This window comes from Coleofasciculus sp. D1-CHI-01, assembly GCF_040218875.1.
GTDB lineage: Bacteria > Cyanobacteriota > Cyanobacteriia > Cyanobacteriales > Coleofasciculaceae > Coleofasciculus.
On the sequence record NZ_JAVJQP010000116.1, the window covers coordinates 1 to 18,914 of the forward strand.

Sequence of the window (18,914 nt, forward strand, 5' to 3'; positions counted from 1 at the left end):
AACAAAAAACCAAGTAGCCATCTTTGAAGATTGGTTAGAGCAAAACCGCCGTGTATACAACTATGCGCTAGTAGAGCGGAGAGATTGGTTTAGATCCCGTAGCTGTCAAATTAACGCTTGCTCACTCCGATCTGAATACATTATCCCGGCTGATGCTCCTAGACCAACATTTGCCAATCAGTGTAAAGCTTTAACCGCATACCGGAAAACGAGTCCCAACCTAAAGCGGGTACACTCACAGGTACTCCAGCAAACACTTAGACGGCTAGAAAAAGCGTTTGTCAGTATGTGGGAGCAAGGACACGGGTTCCCAAGGTTTAAGAAAGCTGGCAGGATGCGGTCATTCGTCTTTCCACAGTTGGGGGTTGAACCAATCCAAGGCACGGCGGTTAAATTGCCAATGATCGGGCTGGTAAAATTCAACCAATCGCGCCCAATACCTGATGGGGCAACCATCAAACAAGCCCGTGTTGTCAGGAGGGCATCAGGTTGGTACATCATGCTAACCCTACAGTGGGATCTAGATGTGCCTCAGCCAATGCCTCACGGGGAAGCCATAGGAATAGATGTAGGAATCAGTCACTTTGTAGCGGTGTCAAACGGTAGGTTATTCCCTAACCCTAAGCCATTCCGGAAGCTAGAACGCAAGATTAAATTACTGCAAAAGCTAGTATCTAGGAAGCGCCCAGGGAGTAACAACCGGAAAAAGGCACAAGCCAAAGTTAGTAAATTGCACGAACGGATAGCCAACATTAGGAAAAACTACCACTGGGAGTTAGCTCATAATCTCTGTGATTGGGCGGGTATGGTATTTGCTGAATCGCTCAACCTCAAAGCACTAGCCAAAGGAATGCTAGGCAAGCACTGCCTAGACGCTGGTTGGGGTCAGTTTCTCCAGATACTAGAGCAATGCTGCTTTAAGCGGGGAGTCTACTTCCAAAAAGTAGAGGCTAAAAAGACTAACTACTTTTGCCCGGAATGCCTAACGGAAACGGGTAAGAAACTCCTATCTGAGCGAGTCCATTCATGTCACCATTGTGGCTACACAACCAATAGGGATGTAGCAGCCGCTCAAATAGTCTGTATTAGAGGACTTGCAGCCGTGGGACACACGGTCAAGATGCTTTCCGAGGGTAAATTCATTGGAATCCCTACGACGAAAGAATCACCCCTCTTATAGGGGGGTGAGTGTCAAACCTTGACAGATTGAGCGACTTGTGATCTCGCTTTAAAGTGATTGATTAAGCCGCCACAAAGCATAATTTCTACCTGACGGGGACTCAAGCTATGAGTCATGGGATATACGATGTCCTTGGTGAGGTTCTTTACAGGAATTGAACGCCCTGCCTCTAACGCATCCCGTAAACCAATAATTTCCAGTTCATCCCCTTCGCTGATACTGTCGTAATCCTGAGGATTGACAAACTCCAAGGGCATAATTCCAAAATTCACCAGATTTTGCCAACCAATCCGGGCATAAGATTTAGCTAAGACAGCCACTTGTCCCAAATAACGGGGTGCGATCGCGGCGTGTTCCCGGCTAGAACCCTGAGCATAGTTACTTCCGCCAACAATAACATGACCCCCAGATTTTTCTTTCGCTGCTTCTGCCCGTTGCCAAAAGGTGTCATCCTTCATGTAATAGACAAACTGGCTAATGCCAGGGATATTACTGCGGTAGGGTAGCACCCGCGCACCAGCAGGTAAAATTTCATCGGTGGAAATATTATCCTCCACTTTCATCAGCACAGGCACAGAAATGTCATTGGGTAAAGCGGCAAATTCGGGGAAAGATTTAATATTGGGTCCCTTTTCCAGTTCCACTGTCCTGCCATCCGCTGCTGGAGCCACTAACATATCGGTATTAATGATTTCAGTTTCTGGGGCAATGAATTGGGGATAGGTGATACCAAAACGCTGTTCCAACTCACGCGGATCAGTTATTTCTCCGGTGATAGCCGCCGCTACAGCCGTTTCTGGACTACACAAATAGACTTGATCATCAGCAGTTCCAGAACGCCCAGGGAAGTTACGCGGCATAGTCCGTAAAGAGATTTGATCAGAAGCAGGTGCTTGTCCCATGCCGATACAGCCTAAACATCCTGCCTGATGAAATCGTACCCCAGCATGGATTAAATTCATAAAGGCATCATCCATTGCCGCTAGATTCTCAATCACCTGGCGGGAGGTTGGGTTAACATCAAAGGATACGCGATCGTGAACAATTTGTCCTTTCACAATTTGGCTAACTATCCAGAAATCACGCAACCCTGGATTTGCTGAGGAACCAATCACCACCTGATTCACAGGGCGTCCCTGCACTTCGGCAACCGGAACAACATTTCCCGGACTACTGGGACAGGCAATTAAGGGAACCAGTTCCGACAAATTAATCATGTCATAGACATTGTATTCAGCGTCCTCATCGGCGACAAGTTCTACCCAATCCTGTCCTCGCCCTTGAGCCTCTAAAAATCGCTTAATTTCAGTATCAGAGGGAAAAACAGTCGTCGTGGCTCCCATTTCCGTTCCCATATTGGCGATAACGTGGCGATCCATGGCACTGAGTTGGGCAAGTCCAGGTCCATAATATTCAATAATCATGCCCCGACAGCCGTGGACATCGTAGCGGCGCAACATTTCCAGGACAACATCTTTGGCACTAACCCAATCGGGTAATTTCCCTAAAAGTTTCACACCCAAGACTCTGGGCATTTTCACAAACATGGGTTCCCCCGCCATTGCCATTGCCACATCAATTCCGCCAGCACCAAATGCTAGCATTCCCAGGGAACCTGCGGCTGGCGTGTGACTATCGGAACCGATTAAGGTTTTGCCGGGAATGCAAAACCGTTCCATCTGAACGGGATGGCTAACACCATTGCCAGGACGACTATACCAAACGCCAAACCGTTGACAGGCGGATCGCAAAAACAGATGATCGTCGGCATTCTTATAGTCGGTTTGCAGGAGATTGTGATCGACGTATTGTGCTGAAAGTTCAGTTTTAACCCGATCAATACCCATGGCTTCTAACTCCAGCATGACCATGGTTCCTGTGGCATCCTGGGTCAAAGACTGATCGATTCGGAGGGCTATTTCTGCACCAGGTTCCATCGTACCGGAAACCAGATGGGATTGAATCAGTTTTTGGGTGACATTCAAGGGCATGAGTTGATCTCCTGCTATTTATACTGAGTCGTTGGTTAGACAATAGCAGGTTAAGGTTTAGGTAAATCTCTATCCAAAGAGTAGTTCAAAGCCTTCTATGCCAAATCATAGATTATGGCTGGGTTGCTGATCGCAGGACGAGGTAAAAACTATAATCCAAAATTGGAGGGATGATAGATAATTAAGATAATCAGGGATAACTCACCACCAGGACAGCCATGACCCAACGCCACTGGCTCGATATTACCGAATATGTTTGTATCGGGGGTTCATTTTTGGGAACCGCGATCGCAGCCGCGACTCAGCAAGTTATCTACGCCGCTACCCCCCTAACCTTGACGCTGGGGGTGAATGTTCTGAATCGTCAACGGTTGCATCAACTCAACCGTCAGCACCAGGATACTGCGATCGCGCAGGTGTATGAAAATCTAGAGCCGATTCACGAGCAATTCTCTCAACTGGATATCCAGACTCAGGAGCGTATCGATCACCTTAAGGATGTTAATGCTCAACAGTATAAGGCAGCGATCGCGAAAATTCATCAGCTAATCGAACCCCTGAATCAACAACTGATTCAACTGGATAGCCGTAGCCAAAATCAACTGAAACAATTCAATACCGAGAATCAGCAACAACACACGGAAATTATCGCCCACATCTATCAACTCATCCATCCTCTACAGCTGCATCTGACTCAACTCGACGAGACAACCCAACAGCGCGATCGCCAAACCCAAGCCCAACTGGATCAATTACACGCATTACAACACCTGCAAGCCGAAGGTATTCTGGCGTACATTAACCCCCTCATCGACACCCTCAACCAGGAACTAATTCGCCTGGATAGCCAAACTCAACAGCGATTTGCTGAATTTAGCGTCGCTAACCAGCAACAGCATGATGCGATTATTGTCCAGGTTCAGCAACAGCTTGAACCTCTCAAAACTCAACTCGACACCTTAACACCACAGGTTACGAATCAAGGATTACAGCTTGGACAATTAAAAGACGCGATCGCGAAATGGTATGACTACCTTGAACCCCTGAACCAGCAAGTCTCTCACCTAGAAACCAACGCGCAACAGGTAAATTCCCAGCGACACCAACAGATTGAACAACTCAAGGAGACAATTGTTCAACTTCAGACGACAATCTATAAACTGCAAGACATTAAAGATAAAAATCGATTACCCTCACCGCCCAAAAACGCCCCAGAAACACCAGAACCCTCATCCCTTTCCCTGGCAATGTTAAGACATGAACTCGACGCCGGACTTCAGGGAGTGGGCAAAACGATGCATCAAATTGGTAATTCTCTGCAAGATGTATGGACGGGGCTAACGACACTGGAAACTCGCACCGAGTCTGGTTTAATTACCCAAAAATGGCATTGCGTGCAAACCTTAACTGCCCATTCGGGTAAAGTTAATACTGTGGCGATTAGTCCCCAGGGAGAGATTTGTGCCAGTGGAAGTGATGACCAAACCCTGCGACTCTGGCAATTAAAAACGGGTCAGGAGATGGGGATTCTGGCTAAAAATTTTGCCTGGTTTAATGGCGTAAAATCAATTGCGTTTAGCCCCGATGGGAAATGGCTTGCCTGTGGGAATGATGATTATACGATTAAGGTATGGGCGACAAAAACGGGACAGGAACTCTATACCCTCATGGGACATTCGAGTTCGGTTAAATCCATTGTCTTTAGTCGAGATGGGCAACGTTTAATTAGTGGGAGTGATGATCGAACGATTAAACTGTGGAACCTGGAAATTGGTAAAGAAATTCCCTTATCGATTCAGCATTCCGATTGGCTAGGGCGAGTTAACGCTGTGGCGATTAGTCCTAATAGTCAGATTCTTGTCAGTGGAAGTGATGATAAGACGATTAAGGTTTGGGATTTAACCACTGGTCAATTGATGATGACATTGAGTGGGCATAAAGCGGCGGTTAAGTCAGTGGTATTTAGTCCTGATGGTAAAATAATTGCTAGTGGTAGTGCCGATCAAACGATTAAGCTTTGGTATTTGGGAACGGGTAAAGAAATGAGTACCTTGTCGGGGAATTTTGGTTCGGTTAATTCACTTGCTATGAGTCGGGATGGAAAGGTTCTGGTGAGTGGGAGTTCGGATGAGACGGTTCAGCTTTGGCAATTAAGTACAGGGAAAATTATTGATATTCTTAAAGGGCATAACAGTGCGGTGTATTCTGTGGCGATAAGTCCGGATCGAAAGACTGTGGTGAGTGGAAGTTCGGATAAGACGATTAGGATTTGGCGGTGTTGATCAGGTTGGTATCGGGGTTATATTTTAACGCAGAGGAACGCAGAGGTACGCGCAGAGGGACGCAGAGAATTGGAGGTATTTGAAGTGAAATGTTATGAAATTGGAGAAATAATCGGAAATGATATAGCTGGATAGCAGGTGAGTTGAGCGATTAGTTATTCATAATGATACCTACACCCTTGGCTTACTCTGTTCAGATTCAGTTTTCTTTTTCTTTTTCTTGCTCAATCCCTAACTCCTGCTCAAGTTCTTCAATTGTTTGAGGTTTAATTTTTCCGGTTTTAGATTCCTCTATAGCATCCAATAACCGACGAGCATTGGTAGGTGATCTAAATAGATAAACAGTTTCAACTAAACTGGTTAAATCAGACTCTGAAATCAAAGCAACATTTTCACCATCACGGCGGTTTATGATATAGATCTGATGGTTTTGTACCACCTGTTCTAATAACTGGAAAAAACCATTTCGTGCCTCTGTTGGGGATGTGATTTCGTAGGGAAGCATAAGCTGATGTACATAGTTATGTTCATTTATTATAAGCAATGCGCCCTGATCAAGCCAAAATAGAGACGAAGGCTTTATATCCCTTGGCTGATGAGCTATTGTCTCAATCCTAACTGCGATCGCCCCCAAAACCCGGATGGGATGCGCTTTTGCCGACGTTGTGGTTCTAAACTGTTGCTGCGAGAACGTTACCGCAGTCTGGGATTGATTGGACAAGGGGGGTTTGGCAAAACGTTTTTGGCGGTGGATGAGGATAAACCCTCGAAACCCCAATGTGTGATTAAACAGTTTTTCCCTCTCTACCAGGGGACAAGCGATGTCCAGAAAGCGACAGAATTATTTGAACGAGAAGCTGTGCGCTTGGATGAGTTAGGGAAACATTCCCAGATTCCGGAATTGCTGGCTCATTTTACCCAGGATAATCGCCAATATTTAGTCCAAGAATTTATTGATGGGCAAAATTTAGCCCAAATCTTGGCAAAGGAAGGGGTATTTAACGAACAGCAGATTCGGGAGATGCTGCGAGATTTGCTAGCTATCCTTGAGTTTATCCACTCGCGTTCTGTGATTCATCGCGATATTAAGCCAGAAAATATTATTCGTCGCAGGCATATTTATACTGGGGATACAGGGGAAACTGAAGCAGGTATGATCAAGGGGAATTTAGTTTTAGTTGATTTTGGTGCGGCTAAACATGCCATTGGTACAGTAAAAACGGGAACGACTGTGGGGACACCGGACTATATCGCCCCAGAACAAGCGAAAGGAAAAGCAATTTTTGCCAGTGATTTGTATAGTTTAGGTGTTAGTTGTATTCATTTACTCACGCAAATATCTCCTGAACAACTGTTTGATACAGGCGAGGATACCTGGGTATGGCGGCGTTACTTAAAAACTAATCCGATTAGTGATGAATTAGGCTATATTTTAGATAAACTACTGAAACGAGCCACCAATTACCGTTATCAATCTGTCGCTGAAGTTCTGCGGGATTTAAATCAACTCCCCTCGATTTCGTTAGCTCAACGTTCTACCTCATCGCTATCGCCTCAATCGATTAGCCTGTCAGGGTTTCAGGGGACAGGGCGTCAAAGTGCGGCATCAACTCCGGCGCATTCCCTCATCCTCCAGCCTCCCTCTAATCCTCCCTTAACTAACTGGCAAGTGGTGCAAACCTTAGATGGACATTGGGGTTCGGTGGAAGCGGTAGCGATTAGTTCCGATGGCTTAATTTTGGCTAGTGGTAGTGCAGACGCCACAGCGATGTTATGGCAGTTACCCGAAGGACAAGAGTATCATACTTTAAATGGTCATCTTGAACGAGTCTGTGCTGTCGCCTTTACACCGGATAGTCAATATTTAGCCACAGGAAGTTATGACCAAACGATCAAACTTTGGCAGGTACAGAATGGACAACTTATTTTAACCCTAACGGGTCATAAAAAATGGATTAGTTCTCTCGCCATTAGTCCCGATGGAGAGATAGTAGCCAGTGGTAGCAATGATGGCACAATTAAGTTATGGCATATCCAACAGGGTAGGGAATTACAAACGCTCACCGGACATACTTCCTATATTAATGATGTTGCCATCAGTCCCGATGGAGAAAGGATTGCTAGTGTTAGTGGGGATGGAACGGTGAAATTATGGCAAATAAGTACAGGCGAAGAACAGGATAGTTTTGGTGATAGCCAGTTACGTTTCGGCTTTTTCTATTCTGTCGCCTTTAGTCCCGATGGGCAACTCCTCGCCACCGGAAAAAGCGATGGCACCATTACATTATGGCAGGTAGGAGAAAGACGGGAACTCGGTACTCTCAGGGGTCATACTCAACGAGTACGGACATTAGCATTTAGTCCCGATGGTTACACGTTAGTCAGTGGTAGTATGGATAAAACGATTAAGATCTGGCAACTGTATGATAGGCAAAGTCTGGCTACTTTGAATGGGCATACTTGGGAAGTTTATGCTGTTGCATTCAGCCCCGATGGTGAGACACTTGTGAGTGGCAGTATGGATAAGACGATGAAAGTTTGGCGTTGTGATAAAGGTAGTTAAACCAGGGCAGAATAATTGACCATAAATAGTATAGGTTTGAGGGGAGAATGTCGCTAACTTAAGCCCTCAACTAAAGTTGGGGCTAAAAGCTGAAACCCGTTGAAACGGGTTCAAAGAGTTAATTCATTTATTTCCAGGTTATGCGAGTCAGCGCCATTTAGTTTAAGTCCAATGGTACTGATTTAAAGGTGGTGGGCAATGCCCACCCTACGCCATACTTTTCGGATCAGCTCTAAATTTAATTTGGGCTTGCTGTAGAAAGCCCAAACCCTTAGCTATCAACACTTGGAGCCGTAGAGAAAGTTGTTCATCTTCAAGGAAATTTGAGACTATCTATCAATACCTCGACCCTTCGACACGCTCAGGACATCGCTTACCTCGACTTACCAGTAACACGCTCGGTGTTGAAAACTATGGCGATAGAATCACGGAAAATGTACCATTGCTCCCTCTGCTCCCTTTGCTTCCTCTGCTTCCCCTGCTCTCTAACCCCACCACAAAACTTATTCAGCAGACCCTAATTTTTCCTCCCCCCGGCTTTCCCGGCTTACCCGACTTGAACCCGTTTAAACGGGTTTCAGCTTTGAGCCAGAACTTTAGTTCTAGGCTAAAGCTTACCACTTCAGCAAATTAAATTGCTCCATATCAATCGTGTCGCGATTGCGATAAATCGAAAGCACAATTGCCAACCCAACCGCCGCTTCAGCCGCAGCTACTGTAATCACAAACACAGTAAATACCTGACCTTTAATTCCCACAGGGTCAATAAAATTAGAAAACCCCATTAAATTCAAATTGACCGCATTCAACAGCAGTTCAATGGACATTAACACGCGCACAGCATTGCGGCTGGTAATTAAGCCATAAATACCAATGCAAAACAGAGCCGCCGCTAGCAGTAAAAAATATTGAAGTTGTAGTTCCATGAATTGACGTTTAATGTTTGATGTTTGACAATCGGGCGGGTTTTGTTGCTCACTTATCAGTCACAAAGTCTATTGAAAGGCTAAACCCGTCCCTACACCCGCCCCTACACCCGCCCCTATTACTGCCCCTACCATAATACGTTTTATCGAGTGCTTTTTTGAGACTCTCCACCGACAGATGCCAACTGACGCTGACGTTCGGGTAAGGTTGAAAACTCGGTTTCTGATGTATCGCGAGGCACCAAACTCTCTGGAATAAAATCGCGACGTGCCAAAATAATCGCACCCACCATCGCCATCAATAACAGTACTGAGGCGAGTTCAAAGGGTAGTAAAAAGTCAGTGAAGAAATGCTTCCCAATCGCCACCACTGACTCTTCACCGAGAACCGCTGTACCTGAATAAATCGACCAAGGTGTCGCTAATACCATCGTCCCCAGCAGCGCAAATAACCCCAAACAAACCAGCGCGGTTGCACCTTGACGAATCCAAAGATTTGTGATCGGCGTAAAATCTTCTCGCTTGTTCACCAACATAATGGCAAACAAAATTAGCACATTCACCGCACCCACATAAACCAAAATTTGCGCGGCGGCGACAAAATCAGCATTGAGCAACAGGTAAAATCCCGCCATACTGATGAAGACACCACCGAGTAAAAATGCTGAATAAACGATATTACTGAGTAGGACAACGCCTAAGGCTGACCCAATCATCATCACCGACAAAATCGCAAATGAAACAAACTGAACCCCATGGGCTAGATCCACTGTACCTTCACTCCTTGCACTCTAGTTAAAATGACACATTAATCCCACGGAAATAGACTCCGTGGGATCAGCTTTAAGCATTCTTCGCTGTTTCTTCTTCTTTTTCTGCTTCAGCCGGTTCCATTTGCTCGACAATTTCTTCCGGACGCAAACCAGCACGTCGAGAACCTGGCGGTAAATCGTGGGGATCTGTGACTCCCTTGGGTAGGTAAGCCAGTTCCCGTAATGGCGTAACCATCGGATCTTGTGTCACCTTGTACGGCAGGCGTCCCATCGCCACATTATCATAGTTGAGTTCGTGGCGATCGTAGGTAGACATCTCATACTCTTCTGTCGCCGACAGACAGTTGGTGGGACAGTATTCAATGCAGTTCGCGCAGAAAATACAAACCCCGAAGTCAATACTATAGTGCTTGAGATTCTTTTTCTTACTGGCTTTATCGAACTCGTAGTCTACCACGGGCAGATTAATCGGGCAAACTCGCACACAGACTTCGCAAGAAATACACTTGTCAAATTCAAAGTGAATCCGACCCCGATACCGTTCAGAAGGAATCAGTTTTTCATACGGATACTGGACGGTAACGGGACGGCGCTGCATGTGGTCGAAGGTTACAGATAAACCTTGACCAATATAACGGGCAGCTTGAGCTGTTTCTTTGGCGTAATCGCCAACTTGTTTGAGGAACTTGAGCATAATTTGTTATTCGTCATTTGTCATTCGTCATTGTTCATTGGTCATTCGTTTTTAACTATGACCAATGAACAATGACCAATCAGCAATCAACCCCCGAATGCAACCGGAAAGGTGAGTTTAAGAGCAGCAGTGAGCAACAGGTTCACTAATCCAATTGGTAAAAGGAACTTCCAGCCCAGATTTAGGAGTTGGTCAATCCGTACACGGGGAACTGTCCAGCGCAGCAGAACCGCAATAAAGAGGAGAAAGTAAGCCTTGAGTAAGGTCATGGTAATTCCCAGAGAAGCGGTAATTACCTGTAACCAGGAACTGGTTTCACTTACACCTAACCAAGTGGCTAATCGGTCAAGGGGAATCGGGAATTCCCAGCCGCCTAAGTACAGCACCGCTACTAATATGGCAGAAAGGATTAGGTTAACGTAAGATCCGATATAAAACAAACCAAATTTCATGCCGGCATATTCGGTTTGATAGCCAGCCACCAATTCCTCCTCGGCTTCGGGTAGGTCAAAGGGAAGTCGCTCACATTCGGCTAAGGCGGCAATCCAAAAAATCAAAAAGCCAACGGGTTGACGCCAAATATTCCAGCCTAAGATGCCATAACCGGATTGCTGTTCCACAATATCGATGGTACTTAGGCTATTGGACATCATCACCACTGCCAATACCGCCAGCGCCAGGGGAATTTCGTAACTAATCGACTGTGCCGCTGCTCTTAACCCCCCAAGTAGGGAATACTTGTTGTTGGAGGCATACCCTGACATCAGCAAACCAATAGGCTGAATACTCGACAGGGCAATCCAGAGAAATATCCCCAGTCCTACGTTAGTAATAATCAGGTTCTGTCCAAAGGGGACAATCAGGTACGACAAAAAGACGGGGATGACGACGAGTATGGGTCCGAGAGTAAATAGCCATCGATCTGCTTTGGCAGGGACGATATCTTCCTTAAACACCAACTTGAGACCATCGGCGACGGCTTGCAGAACACCCAGAGGTCCAGCATATTCCGGACCAATCCGCTGTTGAGCCGCAGCAGAAATTTTTCGTTCCAGCCAGACTATGACAAGGACACCCACGGTTGCACCGATAATCATCAGGAACATCGGCAGGGGCATCCACATCGCCTTGGCAGCACCACTGGGGATGCCAAAATCTTTAAGCGATTCAATAAAACTTCCTTGAAGGTCAATTCCTGCGTTCATCTTGGCAGCTACGTGATATTTACTGAGGTAATTTGACACTTACTGTATCAAATTATGCTATCGGTTTGATTTGTGAAGTTTTTTTGACAGCCTCACTGCCTAGTATATCGTTCGACGTGATCCCCTTAGCCAAGACAAGCGAGAATTTAAGTTGATTGCAGCGAATAGGCGATAACAATTAAATTAGATCCTTACTGAACCCTGATCGCGAAGCAACGATGGTACAATCCCCCAGCGAAATGGAAACCCTATCTCTTGAACTCCCTCGTGCGATCGCACTGCACGTCAGACCCGAACAGTGTAGTGTTATTCGCCAACCCTAAGTAGGGGTAAAGGTAGCGAAGATACGGTGTTTATCTGTCAAGCAAGTGTAGGTAATACGGAACAGATTCCTCGTTCTCAGGTCAGTAAGACAATCGCACTATGAGGCTAAGTCAACTATGCTAGATCTTCTGGCTGTATCGGTAGTAACCATCGCTACTTCTGCTGACACCCCAGTGAAAACACAGCCGCCTCATGTGAACGCTACCACTTCAATTGATATTGTCGATCCAGGATTTTTTGCGCCATACCCTCCAATCTCTCATCCTGTTGCTACATGCCCCCCTGGTGAATTTGCTTCAGCCTTTTCAGATGTGTATCCCACCGATTGGGCTTATCAAGCAGTAAGTCAGCTGGCTAGTACGCCAACTCAATGTTTTGATTTACCGAATAAAGAATCTGGCGAATTTCCTAGAGACTGGGCATTTTGAAGCGGAAGTTCCCCCCGTTCAAATGTACTAAAATAGCCAAAAGGCTTAAACTGAAGGGGTGTCAAGCTTTTGATCTGCTTGTCACCCCTTCAGCACGAAGACTTAGGAGAAGCCTTTGACTCCTCCACAGGGTTTAAACTACCCAATGACACCAACCGTTCCCCTGATGCATTCGGGGTGAGGCGGGAACCTGAGGTGTCGGCTGAGGGTGTACTCCCTAGATTTGTTCTCCATCTCAGGCGAGTGTGGCGGTGACAACAGGCAAGTGACGGCTTAATTTCTGCGATCGCCTTCTATGGTCTTCATCATTATTTTTGATGATTGTTGCTTCTCCCACTGCTTCTAGACGTAGCCAGCTAAGTCTTTATAGTGTTCCCCTTGCTCAATTGGGGCAAACAAGGCATCTTAGAAGACAATATAAAAAATATTAAATTTTTAGTGTTTCACTCCAAAGGGTGGTTATGACCAAAGAAAATCTTCTGGAATTAGCGAAACAGGGTAATGATGCAGCGATTCTCTCGGTGATGAATTATGTGCTACAAGATCGCAATATTACCGCCCAAGCTGCACTCAAAGGGAATTGCCTGTTGTTACTCCTGAAAGCCGTTCAAGTCCCTGACCAAAAGTTATCGGTGACAATTGTCCGCAAACTGATGGCACACTTACGAGTCCCATCGATCGCCTCTGTGCAAATGTATGGTAAACAGGTTGGACAACCCGCCCCCTCTTGGATGGAAGTCATCGATTTGCGGGATGAGATAGAACCCTTGAAACCCAAAACTAACGTTTTCAAGGTATTGGCTCAATGGGGGGCAAAACCCCTGATGTTCCTAGCGTTGATTCCTTTAGGGGCGATCAGTATTTATGCTTATTTATCACTGCCCCTGGGAAAATCGATTGTACCTGTACAAGCTGAGTCAATATCCTTCAGTGTCAAGGAAATAGAATTGTCTGACATAGAACCCTTAGATAAGTCCCCCGATCCGTCTCTCTCCTCTGCAGTGAATCAAACTCAACCCTTTCAGAACGCGGTAAATCAAGCCATGTATGCGGCGACATTGACTCAATCGGCGCAAACCCCAAAAGAATGGGACATCGTGGTGAGTCATTGGCAAGACGCGATCGCACTCATGGATATTGTACCTCTGTCCCATCCTCAACATAGCCTTGCCCAGCAAAAAATAGCCGAGTATCAAGAGAATCTCAATTATGCCCAGAAAAATTCAACCATTAGTCAGTAGTAAATTATGGTTAATTTCGGTTTGAACTCGGCAACACTTTTAGGACTTCTGGACATATTTTTATCTATAGCCTACTTAGCTATATCTGTTGCTCTACCCATCGCTAGGAGAAGAGATATCGGGGTTACGGGAATAGTTCTTTATATCATTCAAGCAATCATTGCCCCTTTGTTTCTGCTAATGACGGGTTTTATTCTCTTTTTCCAAGGATGGCGACTTGACCCTATATTGCAGTTTAGCTATGTTTTATTGAATTTCCTGGTTATTTATCTGGGAGTGAAAGATATCATCCTCTTCCGTTTACTGTCTCCACCAAATCATCGCTAGTAACAAGTGATCGCCCCTCCTTTCACTTTAGTTTTTGGGAGAAGCGATCGACCGGTTTTACACTAAGGGGATTTGTGATGTCCGTTCCTGGATGGGAACGTAAGAGACACCGTGATTGCCAGTATAAATCTGGGTAGGTCGGAAAATCCGATTTTCTCCGAGCTGTTCCTTCCAGTGCGCCAGCCAACCCGCTACCCGTGCGATCGCGAATATAGGGGTAAACAAGTCGGTGGGAATACCCAGTTTTCGATAAACCAAACCGGAATAGAAATCTACATTCGCGTAAATCCCTTTATGTCCCAGTTTTTCCTCAACCGCCTGTTCTAACTCCAAGGCAATTTCGTAGTATTTATCGGAACCAAACTTATCAAACAATTGTTCGGCTAAATGCTGGAGAATCGTGGCGCGTGGATCTTTAACCTTATAGACGCGGTGACCAAATCCCATGATTTTTGCCTTGCGCTGTAAGCAATCCTCTAGATAGGGACGCACATTTTCCACCGAACCAATTTCTTCGAGCATGGAAATCACTTCTTCATTCGCCCCCCCATGCAAGGGACCAGCAAGGGTACCGACAGCTGATGCGATCACCCCATAGGGGTCAGTTAGCGTCGAAGCCGTTACCATGGCTGAGAACGTAGACGCATTGATGGTATGTTCAGCATGGAGGGTTAAGCAAACATCAAAGACGTGAGCCTCTAGGGGATCGGGTTCTTGCTCGGTGAGCATATACAGAAAATTAGCGGAATAGTCTAAATCATCGTTTGGCTTCACCGGGTCATTCCCCTTCCGCATCAGCTTAAATGCGGCTACCATTGTCGGGATTTTCGCCAACAGGCGCACAACGGCTTCCCGGATATAATTGGGATTTGGCAGAGCGCGTTTTGAGTAAAAAAGCCCCAATGCTGCTGCAGAGGCTTGCAGTGCATCCATCGGATGTCCGGTTTCTGGGAAACATTTCATCATGTCCCGAATCCGATATTTAATCCGTCGATGGTAACGAATTTCCGTCTCAAACTTTTCTAGCTCGTCCTTGGTTGGTAGCTCACCCCATATCAGAAGATAGGCGGTTTCTAGGAACGTGCTTTTTGTAGCGAGTTCTTCAATCCGAATACCTCGATACTCTAATATTCCCTGTTTTCCATCAACATAGCTGATACTGGATTGGGCAGCGGGAATGCCTTCTAAACCTGGTTTATACTCGCAGACAGTCATAGAACTACTAAATACGTTTGAAGTGTTCTCAGGCTAACTTACCAGAAACTGGGGAATTAGTAGTGTGTGTTACAAAATTTCTTAAAGATCAGATTAGATCAGCCATTTTGGTGACGTTAGTAAAAATAGCTCACTTCGTCCAAGGGGGACTCCCGTTTCTTTCAGGTTTAACCCGATCACGCCCGCTTTCTTGAGGACAAGTTTTTCCTGTGCTTCTCCCCAAACCAACAATTCTGCCCAATTGCCTAAATCCGGTTGATGACCGATTAACGCTAAACAGCTTTCCCTGTTTCGGTTTTGACGCCATTCCTGTAGCCAGTTAACCCAGGTATGGATATCCCCATCAGGCGCAAGGCTGGGAAATTCGTCGAGTTGCTCACTTAAACCTACGTCTTGCAGAATCGCGGCGGTTTCTCGCGCTCGGACTAAGGGACTGGTTAATATAGGGTCAAACTGCAAACCGCGATCGCGCAGTTGCTTGGCGACTTTGGTGGTTCTTTTGCGTCCTTTGCGGGTTAGGGGGCGATCTTCATCGTTGGGATAGTCTTCGCGATCGGCAGCGATGCCATGACGGATTAAGTACAGTTTTATTGTCATCTGTTTTTTTGACTCTTCTGTACCTATAGTGTTTTCAGATGATTCGCGTACAGCACAAGCACTGAAAGCCTTACTGGAAAAGGGTTAATTGTTTTCATCTCAAATGCAAACGCTATAGTATTTTTATTTGATTCGTGTACAGCCAAAGCACTGAAAGCCTTACTGGGCAAGGTTTGCTTGTTTACATCTCAAATAAAAATGCTATAGCACAGGCTCAGGACAATGGTCTGAAAAACTGCTCAAATGCCAATGCAGAGGTGGTTTCAGTTGAGTCCGTCAATGAGGCTATTTTCATAAGGCAAGTTTCCGGCTCAGTTGAATTAGTCTAAACTCCAGTTACTTACGAATAATATGTAAACGAGACTTGCGAATGAATTCATAACGGCTCTGTTTATCGCTAAAGTAGTCATCCACTGCCTTGCGGCAACCTGACCACCCATAATAATCATCAATTACTAGAACACCTTCCTGTTCTAGGTAGGGTTCGATACGCTGCAAGCAAGTCATCACTGAGTTGTACCAATCACCGTCTATGTGAGCTAATGCTACAGGTTGATTGACGTGTAATACATTTTCAAAAAGTCCCTTGACTAGATAAACCTTATTTTCGTCAACAGGAACACCGTATTTTCTAAAATTTTCGTTCACTTTCTCAAAAAGATTCTCTTCATACCCATAATATTTGTTACCGCCGAACCCTTTAGCTTGACCACTTCTTATTACTTCATACCGCTTATGACAATCCTCGCCATCTTTTTCTGAAGGTGGAGGAATCATTTCAAACGCATCATAAACATAAAAAGGACGTGCCTTAGACTTAGCTTTTGCCATGACTATAGCTGAACCACCTAATGCACATCCAGCTTCAATTATAATACCATTTCTCTTATTGTTCTTTTCTAATTGCTTTACCTGCGTGAATAAATCATTGAGAGCGGTAATATCAAGAAAGGTTAATAAGTTTTTACGGACTGAACGATTAACCGAGGGAGAGAATGGTTCAATGAATATTTTTGTAGTAATTTTCTTAGGAAATCTCCTGATTATTTTTCGAGAATATTTATGGATTTGAATAGACATTTTGCTAGCTCCTGTGTTTTAATGATCTGTATTCTGACATTCTACATGACAATATCATAGATTAATCGGCATGAATCACATTATCTTTGGGATTAACTAAGCGCCAGAGTTTTTGCTTGATTTGAATATCAAAGACTTCCCATTTAAGCTTGGTGAATTCGGTATTGTCATTAAAGCCACCTAAGAAACCAATGGGGATTTCAAAGCCACCGGCGGTCATGCGCCCGCCACCAAAGAATCGTCCTTGATTGTCTTGACCAAAGGCTTCTTTAATAAATTCGTCGGGATCAAGGGTGATTTTACTGGTTCTCAAGGAACCAATCACGACTTCGACTTCTTCGTCTTCGTTGTGAACAATCCCATAAACCACCGCCGTGTGGACATTTTCTTCAGTCACCAAAAAGTCAGCGGCTTGAGGAATTGCATCCCGGTCATCGTACCGTAAATAGCCTACCCCCGCCATCGAAAAATTATTCTGAACAATGCGGTTTTTCAGCGATCGCTCAATCACATCCATGACTCGTCGCGATCGCGCGGTTTGCAGGACAGCATTGAGTAACTGTACGTCATAGAAACGACTCAAGTACGCCGCCGCTAGGAAATCCTCTTCCGTCGCCCGCATCAAGCGATCGGTATCGGCACGTAGACCGTGCATTAGTGCTGTAGCACACTTAACATGGGTACTAATGCTACTATCAAGCTTGAGTAACCCGGTTTGTAGGTATTGACTGAGGATAGTGGCAGTCGCCCTTGTCTGAGGTCGCAAATCGGTAAATTCTGCCTCCAGATTATCCTGAGGGTTGTGATGGTCAATCAGGACGACAATGGGGACACCTGCTTTTTTGACAAAGGGCATTAATTGGGTTGTGGTTCCCTGATTATCCACCAGCACACAACCTTGATACACGGAGAAATCCCGATCCTTCAATGTCTGAATTCCCCAGCGCTTAGCAGGTAAGTTTGTCAACTTGACCAAGGCAATGTTTTCCTGATGAGACAAAGTTCCTGCATATACAATGTCACATTGAATATTGTACTGTTGGGCAATTAACTGGTAAGCCCAAGCACTCGATAGAGCATCAGGATCAGGGAAATCTTGAATGACAATAAGCTGGCGTTCTGAACTGTGACGATCTAAAACCTGTTGCAGTTCTCCTATTTTGGCTTGGGATGCATCAAAACGCCGCCGACGTTCACCGGTATTGTTACTGCGGTTCTTGGGATTTTTTGGGGAAGTTTTCTGTTGGTGTGAAGCCGCCGCACTCCCATCCGAAGGTGATGCTTTAGGGGGGAGAGCGTTATTATTGACAGATTTAAGTGAGTTGGATTCCATCGCGGACAAGGTATTCAGCCATCATAGTTTTACACCAATCGCCCCTGGAATAGGGGCTGGTGATTGCATGGGCATTGGAACCCACTCTTATATTGTGTAATATATCCCTTGTTCAGTTACGCAAGAATAAGCTCATAAGAGCATATAGTACCAGATCAGCTATCTGTTATTAACCTTATAGCCCAATATCTTAAATTCAATTTTTTCAGGGATCTTAAACACCAATCACATACTTTCGCCACTCCTGATGGACTCCACCTTTAACCTGTTTAGCCACCTCAAAGTGCAAACTGCTATAGGGTCTGCGGGGTTGATGTCGCAACATCATGTTGGCTTCCTTCGGGGTTCGGCTCCCTTTTTTGACATTACACCGTACACAGGCGGTGACAATGTTTTCCCAAGAATCTCCCCCGTGTCGAGAACGCGGAATCACATGATCGAGGGTTAAATCATCACCCGTGTATCCACAGTATTGACAAGAATGACTATCACGGTAGAGGATATTGCGGCGGGTTAAGGGAATTTCTTTGTAAGGAACCCGAACGTAATGGCGCAAGCGAATAACTGTGGGAAGCGGTAACTCTGGATAGACATATTTGCCGTTATGTTCAATCTGTTCCGCTTTGCCTTTGAGCATCAAAACAACCGCTCGTCGCCAATTGGTGACATTGAGCGGTTCGTAGGAGGCGTTTAACACCAGAACCTTGCTCATTAGGAGATCGAAATAAAGTGAATATTATTCCAGATATTAGCAC

At 45.4% G+C, this 18,914-nt stretch carries 16 protein-coding genes and 1 pseudogene; 6 read left to right on the top strand and 11 right to left on the bottom strand.

Annotated features, from left to right (window positions below):
- Positions 1-1,180 (top strand): RNA-guided endonuclease InsQ/TnpB family protein (locus RIB93_RS20805; RefSeq protein WP_446375191.1); only part of this gene is annotated, 1,180 nt, incomplete at its 5' end.
- Between the two features lie 11 nt (positions 1,181-1,191).
- On the opposite strand, the gene RIB93_RS20810 is transcribed toward RIB93_RS20805, so the two are convergent.
- On the bottom strand, positions 1,192-3,171 hold the full coding sequence (locus tag RIB93_RS20810) for an aconitate hydratase (RefSeq protein ID WP_446375193.1): 1,980 nt from the start codon (positions 3,169-3,171) through the stop codon (positions 1,192-1,194).
- A 218-nt stretch (positions 3,172-3,389) separates the two neighbouring features.
- On the opposite strand from RIB93_RS20810, the gene RIB93_RS20815 reads away from it, so the two are divergent.
- Positions 3,390-5,453, top strand: coding sequence for a hypothetical protein (locus RIB93_RS20815; RefSeq protein ID WP_446375195.1), 2,064 nt, complete (start codon positions 3,390-3,392; stop codon positions 5,451-5,453).
- Between the two features lie 199 nt (positions 5,454-5,652).
- Here RIB93_RS20815 and RIB93_RS20820 read toward each other — a convergent pair whose 3' ends face one another.
- Positions 5,653-5,958: a type II toxin-antitoxin system Phd/YefM family antitoxin gene (locus tag RIB93_RS20820; RefSeq protein ID WP_446355633.1), complete on the bottom strand. Its 306-nt coding sequence runs from the start codon at positions 5,956-5,958 to the stop codon at positions 5,653-5,655.
- 90 nt (positions 5,959-6,048) lie between these two features.
- Here RIB93_RS20820 and RIB93_RS20825 point away from each other — a divergent pair, with 90 nt between their 5' ends.
- Positions 6,049-8,016 (top strand): protein kinase domain-containing protein, encoded by a 1,968-nt coding sequence (locus tag RIB93_RS20825; protein WP_446375197.1) that lies wholly within the window; start codon positions 6,049-6,051, stop codon positions 8,014-8,016.
- A 614-nt stretch (positions 8,017-8,630) separates the two neighbouring features.
- Here RIB93_RS20825 and nuoK read toward each other — a convergent pair.
- From nuoK to nuoH, 4 genes are all read right to left on the bottom strand, one after another.
- Entirely contained in the window at positions 8,631-8,942 is a 312-nt protein-coding gene (gene nuoK, locus RIB93_RS20830) for an NADH-quinone oxidoreductase subunit NuoK (RefSeq protein ID WP_446375199.1), read from the bottom strand.
- A 143-nt stretch (positions 8,943-9,085) separates the two neighbouring features.
- The gene (locus RIB93_RS20835) at positions 9,086-9,712 is read right to left on the bottom strand and encodes an NADH-quinone oxidoreductase subunit J (protein WP_446375201.1); all 627 of its coding nucleotides are present in this window, start codon (positions 9,710-9,712) and stop codon (positions 9,086-9,088) included.
- Between the two features lie 73 nt (positions 9,713-9,785).
- Positions 9,786-10,409, bottom strand: a complete 624-nt coding sequence (gene ndhI / locus RIB93_RS20840) for an NAD(P)H-quinone oxidoreductase subunit I (RefSeq protein WP_446375203.1) — start codon at positions 10,407-10,409, stop codon at positions 9,786-9,788.
- Positions 10,410-10,495: 86 nt separating this feature from the next.
- Positions 10,496-11,614, bottom strand: coding sequence for an NADH-quinone oxidoreductase subunit NuoH (nuoH, locus tag RIB93_RS20845; RefSeq protein ID WP_446342438.1), 1,119 nt, complete (start codon positions 11,612-11,614; stop codon positions 10,496-10,498).
- Between the two features lie 440 nt (positions 11,615-12,054).
- On the opposite strand from nuoH, the gene RIB93_RS20850 reads away from it, so the two are divergent.
- The 3 genes and pseudogenes from RIB93_RS20850 to RIB93_RS20860 all read left to right on the top strand — a co-directional run bounded on the left by RIB93_RS20850 (position 12,055) and on the right by RIB93_RS20860 (position 13,607).
- The gene (locus tag RIB93_RS20850) at positions 12,055-12,366 is read left to right on the top strand and encodes a hypothetical protein (RefSeq protein WP_446375205.1); all 312 of its coding nucleotides are present in this window, start codon (positions 12,055-12,057) and stop codon (positions 12,364-12,366) included.
- A gap of 90 nt (positions 12,367-12,456) precedes the next feature.
- Positions 12,457-12,555: pseudogene (locus tag RIB93_RS20855) on the top strand (Uma2 family endonuclease); the annotation flags it as partial.
- 272 nt (positions 12,556-12,827) lie between these two features.
- A complete protein-coding gene (locus RIB93_RS20860; RefSeq protein ID WP_446375207.1) occupies positions 12,828-13,607 on the top strand; it encodes a hypothetical protein in 780 nt (259 codons plus the stop codon).
- A 384-nt stretch (positions 13,608-13,991) separates the two neighbouring features.
- Here the strand turns inward: RIB93_RS20860 and RIB93_RS20865 are convergent, their stop codons facing one another.
- The 5 genes from RIB93_RS20865 to RIB93_RS20885 form a co-directional block, all read right to left on the bottom strand.
- On the bottom strand, positions 13,992-15,149 hold the full coding sequence (locus RIB93_RS20865; RefSeq protein WP_446375209.1) for a citrate synthase: 1,158 nt from the start codon (positions 15,147-15,149) through the stop codon (positions 13,992-13,994).
- A 93-nt stretch (positions 15,150-15,242) separates the two neighbouring features.
- Positions 15,243-15,746, bottom strand: a complete 504-nt coding sequence (gene sixA / locus RIB93_RS20870; RefSeq protein WP_446375211.1) for a phosphohistidine phosphatase SixA — start codon at positions 15,744-15,746, stop codon at positions 15,243-15,245.
- 336 nt (positions 15,747-16,082) lie between these two features.
- Positions 16,083-16,826 (bottom strand): TylF/MycF/NovP-related O-methyltransferase, encoded by a 744-nt coding sequence (locus tag RIB93_RS20875; protein ID WP_446375213.1) that lies wholly within the window; start codon positions 16,824-16,826, stop codon positions 16,083-16,085.
- A 61-nt stretch (positions 16,827-16,887) separates the two neighbouring features.
- Positions 16,888-18,159: a DHH family phosphoesterase gene (locus RIB93_RS20880; protein WP_446375215.1), complete on the bottom strand. Its 1,272-nt coding sequence runs from the start codon at positions 18,157-18,159 to the stop codon at positions 16,888-16,890.
- Positions 18,160-18,373: 214 nt separating this feature from the next.
- Positions 18,374-18,871, bottom strand: coding sequence for an HNH endonuclease (locus RIB93_RS20885; protein WP_446375217.1), 498 nt, complete (start codon positions 18,869-18,871; stop codon positions 18,374-18,376).
- Positions 18,872-18,914: the final 43 nt, after the last annotated feature.

Coding starts and splice junctions, on each gene's coding strand:
- RIB93_RS20880 (WP_446375215.1), bottom strand. CDS start 18,159: ATGGAATCCAACTCACTTAAATCTGTCAATAATAACGCTCTCCCCCCT.
- RIB93_RS20825 (WP_446375197.1), top strand. CDS start 6,049: ATGAGCTATTGTCTCAATCCTAACTGCGATCGCCCCCAAAACCCGGAT.
- RIB93_RS20860 (WP_446375207.1), top strand. CDS start 12,828: ATGACCAAAGAAAATCTTCTGGAATTAGCGAAACAGGGTAATGATGCA.
- RIB93_RS20885 (WP_446375217.1), bottom strand. CDS start 18,871: ATGAGCAAGGTTCTGGTGTTAAACGCCTCCTACGAACCGCTCAATGTC.
- RIB93_RS20815 (WP_446375195.1), top strand. CDS start 3,390: ATGACCCAACGCCACTGGCTCGATATTACCGAATATGTTTGTATCGGG.
- sixA (WP_446375211.1), bottom strand. CDS start 15,746: ATGACAATAAAACTGTACTTAATCCGTCATGGCATCGCTGCCGATCGC.
- RIB93_RS20810 (WP_446375193.1), bottom strand. CDS start 3,171: ATGCCCTTGAATGTCACCCAAAAACTGATTCAATCCCATCTGGTTTCC.
- nuoK (WP_446375199.1), bottom strand. CDS start 8,942: ATGGAACTACAACTTCAATATTTTTTACTGCTAGCGGCGGCTCTGTTT.
- RIB93_RS20865 (WP_446375209.1), bottom strand. CDS start 15,149: ATGACTGTCTGCGAGTATAAACCAGGTTTAGAAGGCATTCCCGCTGCC.
- ndhI (WP_446375203.1), bottom strand. CDS start 10,409: ATGCTCAAGTTCCTCAAACAAGTTGGCGATTACGCCAAAGAAACAGCT.
- RIB93_RS20850 (WP_446375205.1), top strand. CDS start 12,055: ATGCTAGATCTTCTGGCTGTATCGGTAGTAACCATCGCTACTTCTGCT.
- RIB93_RS20820 (WP_446355633.1), bottom strand. CDS start 5,958: ATGCTTCCCTACGAAATCACATCCCCAACAGAGGCACGAAATGGTTTT.
- RIB93_RS20875 (WP_446375213.1), bottom strand. CDS start 16,826: ATGTCTATTCAAATCCATAAATATTCTCGAAAAATAATCAGGAGATTT.
- nuoH (WP_446342438.1), bottom strand. CDS start 11,614: ATGAACGCAGGAATTGACCTTCAAGGAAGTTTTATTGAATCGCTTAAA.